At 48.8% G+C, this 4,546-nt stretch carries 6 protein-coding genes; 1 reads left to right on the top strand and 5 read right to left on the bottom strand.

Going from position 1 to position 4,546, the window contains the following annotated elements:
* Window positions 1-268: 268 nt before the first annotated feature.
* On the bottom strand, window positions 269-1,045 hold the full coding sequence (locus IQ270_RS28415) for a biopolymer transporter ExbD (protein WP_193976472.1): 777 nt from the start codon (window positions 1,043-1,045) through the stop codon (window positions 269-271).
* Window positions 1,046-1,060: 15 nt separating this feature from the next.
* A complete protein-coding gene (locus IQ270_RS28410; protein WP_193976471.1) occupies window positions 1,061-1,846 on the bottom strand; it encodes a MotA/TolQ/ExbB proton channel family protein in 786 nt (261 codons plus the stop codon).
* 109 nt (window positions 1,847-1,955) lie between these two features.
* On the opposite strand from IQ270_RS28410, the gene IQ270_RS28405 reads away from it, so the two are divergent.
* A complete protein-coding gene (locus tag IQ270_RS28405) occupies window positions 1,956-2,258 on the top strand; it encodes a hypothetical protein (RefSeq protein WP_193976470.1) in 303 nt (100 codons plus the stop codon).
* Between the two features lie 26 nt (window positions 2,259-2,284).
* Here IQ270_RS28405 and rsgA read toward each other — a convergent pair whose 3' ends face one another.
* The 3 genes from rsgA to IQ270_RS28390 all read right to left on the bottom strand — a co-directional run.
* Complete coding sequence (rsgA, locus tag IQ270_RS28400; RefSeq protein ID WP_193976469.1) at window positions 2,285-3,535, bottom strand: ribosome small subunit-dependent GTPase A; 1,251 nt, start codon at window positions 3,533-3,535, stop codon at window positions 2,285-2,287.
* 1 nt (window position 3,536) lies between these two features.
* Complete coding sequence (locus tag IQ270_RS28395; RefSeq protein WP_193976468.1) at window positions 3,537-3,827, bottom strand: sulfurtransferase TusA family protein; 291 nt, start codon at window positions 3,825-3,827, stop codon at window positions 3,537-3,539.
* Between the two features lie 340 nt (window positions 3,828-4,167).
* Window positions 4,168-4,546: DnaJ C-terminal domain-containing protein (locus IQ270_RS28390; protein ID WP_305076233.1), on the bottom strand; the 379-nt coding region annotated here is incomplete at its 5' end.

Raw genomic sequence — 4,546 nt, 5'->3', positions numbered from 1 at the left:
TTTAAATACTTCGGCTTGCTTCGGCTACGCTGGCTCACAAGTCGCTCACTACAAGTTTTAGAGTTGAGATTGGGGGATTGAGGGATTGAGGGATTGAGGGATTGAGGGATCGATACCTCATCCAGAGTGAGAACCGCTATATCTCTTTTTTCTTCTTCGTTCTTTTTACCCGATCGCGAAGCCGTTATAGCCCTCTTCCTTGTTCTTTCTTCCCTCTTCCTGATGACTAATGACTAATGACTAACGACTAATGACCAATGACCAATGACTAATTCGAGGGTTCGACATTCTGCGGTGGAGCGGCGACTCCAGGGTTGACATTGGGAGCAGTGGGTGCAGGAGAAATAGGAGGAATGCCCCCATTGGCTCCAGAGTTGCTAGGCTGCTGTGGAGCCGGAAGAGGAGTTTGAAACTGATTGGGCTTGAACTCCTGCTGCCCCGGAGCTGGGAGAGGAGTTTGAAACTGATTGGGCTTGAACTCCTGCTGCTGTGGAGCCGGAAGAGGAGTTTGAAACTGATTGGGCTTGAACTCCTGCTGCTGTGGAGGCACAGGAGAGGGTAGCGGTTGACCGAAATTGCCCGAAGGTGCCGCAGGAATGCCAGAATTGGGAAGCGATGGATTTGGCTGCGGGGAGGTAGCCGAACTAGGAAGAGTTGCCAGAGCAACTCGATCGCCCCCTACCTCTCGCAATTTGTCTAAAACCTCGACCACTTTGGCGTATCTAGCATTTTGAGGGGCGTACAACACCGTCAACCCGGTAGGATTTGTGGTGTGAAAACTCTTTAAAACTCGATCGAGCTGTTGGTAATTAACAGGCAATTGGTCGATATAAGTTTGCCCGAAATCGTCAATGCTGACAATCAGCATCTCTCGCATCTGCGTTTGTCCCGTCTTCGCCTTCGGCAAATCGACATTAATTGCTTGCTGGCGAGTCAGTTGCAAAGCCGCTAGCAGAAAAAACGTCAGAATGCAAAATATCACGTCAATTAAAGGCACCAGTTCAATCCGAGCCTCTTCACCAGGAGTATCTAGATTAATCTTCATCAGTTCTCAGGAGTTTTAATTATTAGAAGGTGAATCAACATCAGGATCGGAACCTTTCAATTTCGGCTCCCGATTCCGTTCTCCCGGTTCTTGAGAATTCAGAGAACGCCTGTTCAAACCATCTGCACTAAAGGAAGAATTGCTGTATTCTGCACCGGGCGATCGACCTTTAGCATTAGCCACCGGCCAGTATTGCCTGTAAAGCAATTCCAGTTCATTTCCGGCTCGGCGAAATATTTTGGCTTGGTTGAACAAAAAAGCTTGAAATATCCGATAAAACACCAAGGTAAAAATTGCTACTACCATCCCAGAAGCAGTAGTGATCAGCGCCTCGCCAATCCCCAAAGTGACGCCACTCGTTGCCGCCGTACCGATATCGCCGAGACGGATGGAACTGAGCGAGTTAATCAAGCCCAAAACTGTTCCCAGCAAGCCCAGCAATGGAGCTATAGCGATCGTAGCTTCTAAGATTTTGTCGCCACGACGCATCGAAGCCAACTCTTCATCGGCTGCGGCTTCGAGTGCGAGTCGAAATAAATCTGGTTCGGGATTGTACAGGCGCAGGGGTGCAGATAGAAATCGCCCGATCGGCTGTCGGTTAGCTTGTCTGGCCATCTCGCTAGCCGCCCCCCAATCGCTGCGGGCCGCTTCTAGAATGCGGTTAACTATCTGCTTTTCTTTGCTCAGCAGGCTCGCCCAGAACCACAAGCGCTCGATAATTGTACTGACAGACAGAATCGATAACACCAACAGGGGCCACATGGCGGGGCCGCCTTTTTGAAACAGTTCTTGAATATTCACAATATTTTTGCTCCTGCAGTACCCGCTAACTTTTGCTTCTGTTCTAATTTTTTTAACAAATCCAAGGCCATTTAATTTTAGCGATTTAATGTACTCAGGACTTACCCTCTTGCGATTAAAGAAACCGGGTCTTGCTACGGAGGTGTTGGGCCACAAAGAATTATCTTATCTCGTGTCCGGTCGATTGACCCATCTCGCAATTGTTTCGATCGTTCGGACTAAAGTCCGCTCCAAGTTGCCGATTAAGCTCCGCAGTACAATGGGTTCGATCGTTCGGACTAAAGTCCGCTCCAAGTTGCCGATTAAGCTCCGCACTGCAGACGGTGTTGGTTATGGTAGTCGATCGCACGTGATATCACTGTATCAAATCGGGTTGCTGGTTAAGTCTTGGTACTATTTGGGGGTTTTTTAGCGGGCGATGAGGGGGCCGCTACCTCCTCAGAATTCCTCTAAATCTTCTTGACACATATCTTGCAGCGACTGGTGTTGCAGGCGGCGCGAAGAGCGACGATATTTTTTAGTTAGCAGCTTCGGTTCGTACTGCTGCGTACCATCCGACTTGGTTTGCTGCTTCAAACTCGATTCGGCGCTGCTAGAGTTTTGCAGAGTTTGCTGGCGGACGATCGCCTCTTCCAGAAAATTCAAATAATACTCGTAGCGTTCCCAAGATCCCCGCACCACACAATTAGGCTCATCTCGGTGCGAACAGTCACTAAACTGGCAGTTACCCAAAGCCAGCCTCTGGCGCGCTTCTGGGAAATATGCAGCCAACTCGGACGGATCGGATTCGAGAGCTGGCTGATTGAACCCCGGAGTATCCGCCAGCAATCCGCCGTCGGGAAGTTCAAATAGTTCGACGTGGCGAGTCGTGTGGCGGCCGCGGCCGAGTTTGCCAGAAACAGCGCTCACTCGCAGGTTGAGCGCGGGAACCAGTTGGTTGATCAAGCTGGACTTGCCAACACCAGAAGGGCCACAAATTATCGTTATTTTGTCTTGGATGTGCCTGTGAAGGGAGTTCGGCAAGGGATTTTGTACTGAATTTAACGCAGCTAACGGATGAGCCAAATTTGCAAGTAAGGGGTTCTCCTCAGAAGGCAACAGAGAACCATCTATTTTGTCCGAAAAATGCTGGCAAACTACTTTTTCGACATAAACTTTATTTTGAAAGTTTGTGGCAACTTCCTGCACTCCTAAGCCACTGCGAACACTAATAAACATTGGTTCGTAGCCCCAGCCTGAAAGCCGATCGCGCCACTGTTCCAACTCGCAGGAAGCGACCAAATCACATTTGTTCAGACACAAACTCACCTCTAAACCTGTAGATTCTGCCTTGACTAAAAACCGAGTTAATGATGCAGGGTCTAAATCGGGTTCGGCGAGCGCAAAAACCAGGAGAATGCGATCGGCATTAGCGACAGGCGGGCGGTTGAGTTCTGTACGGCGGGGGAAGACTTCTGAAATTGCACCCCGGCGGTCAGTCCAGTCCGGTTCGTCAACCACCACGCGATCGCCCACCATCACCTGTTGACCAATTTTTTTCAGTCGAGTGCGGCGAGTACACAGCAGAGTTGGAGCATCCGCCAGGGCTATATTCTCGTGAATCCCGGCTGCTGGATCTAACCTGACTCGGTAGAAGTTAGCCTGAACAGCCACTACAGTACCGACAATGGAGGACGAATTCAGGCTCATCCTATCCTGCTTCCCGATGTTCTGGGCGCTGCACTTTCATGGCAAAAAAGCTCGAATCTGGCTCATCCGAGACAAATTGGGTCTCAAGAATCTGGTAGCCTTCCATTTTCAGACTGTCGGGCACTTGTTCGATCGGCTCCCCAGCATCCAGCCACACCTCCAAAACAGCACCCGGTGCCATTTGCTCCAAGCGCAATTTAGTCCGGACAAAATTCAGAGGACACGGAGTCCCCCGCAGGTCGATTTTGGCATCTGGGGATTTGGGATTTTCAATTGTGGATGTTGAATTCATAGTGTGCCTTTTCTTTTCAAATTTCCCATTTCAAATCCTGAAAGCCTTATTTTATCGTGAACCAATTGCCCAACAATTATTCTACAACCGATTTTTGAGACCAATTGGTCTCATTTTTGGGAGGACTATTCCCATAAATTGCCCAACAATTATTCTACAACCGATTTTTGAGACCAATTGGTCTCATTTTTGGGAGGACTATTCCCACAAATTGCCCAACAATTATTCTACCTGTACAAAATGAGCGCAATTGCGCTCATTTTTTGGAGAGAGAATTTAAAGAATTGCCACGGAATCATCAAACAGGAAAATTTGACACCCATGGGTGTCAAAAAATCGCTTATTTCTGAAACAAATTGCCCAGAAATCCTTCTATACCGCCTTTACCAGTACGATCGCCCTTCAGCTTAGCAAGCTGCATCAGCAACTCGCGCTCCTCCGCCGTCACCTTAGTCGGAATATCAATAGACACAGCAATCAAATGGTCGCCGCGACTGACTGGATTTCCCAACCGGGGCACCCCTTTTTTCTCCAGAGTCAGAACAGTACCAGGCTGAGTTCCCGTCGGAATCAACAATTCCGTCGGCCCATCTACAGTTTCCACTTCCAAGCGGCAGCCCAAAATTGCTTGCAAGTAACTAATCTTCACTTCCGAATTAACATTAATACCTTCCCGCTTAAATAGCGGGTCTTCATTCACAGCCAAGAACACGTAAAGA

Origin of the sequence: Microcoleus sp. LEGE 07076 (assembly GCF_015207455.1) — a bacterium.
GTDB lineage: Bacteria > Cyanobacteriota > Cyanobacteriia > Cyanobacteriales > Microcoleaceae > Microcoleus.
The sequence above is the reverse complement of the archived record's forward strand: the minus strand, read 5'-3'. Positions and strand labels throughout refer to the sequence as shown.

Coding starts and splice junctions, on each gene's coding strand:
- IQ270_RS28415 (WP_193976472.1), bottom strand. CDS start 1,045: ATGAAGATTAATCTAGATACTCCTGGTGAAGAGGCTCGGATTGAACTG.
- rsgA (WP_193976469.1), bottom strand. CDS start 3,535: ATGAGCCTGAATTCGTCCTCCATTGTCGGTACTGTAGTGGCTGTTCAG.
- IQ270_RS28395 (WP_193976468.1), bottom strand. CDS start 3,827: ATGAATTCAACATCCACAATTGAAAATCCCAAATCCCCAGATGCCAAA.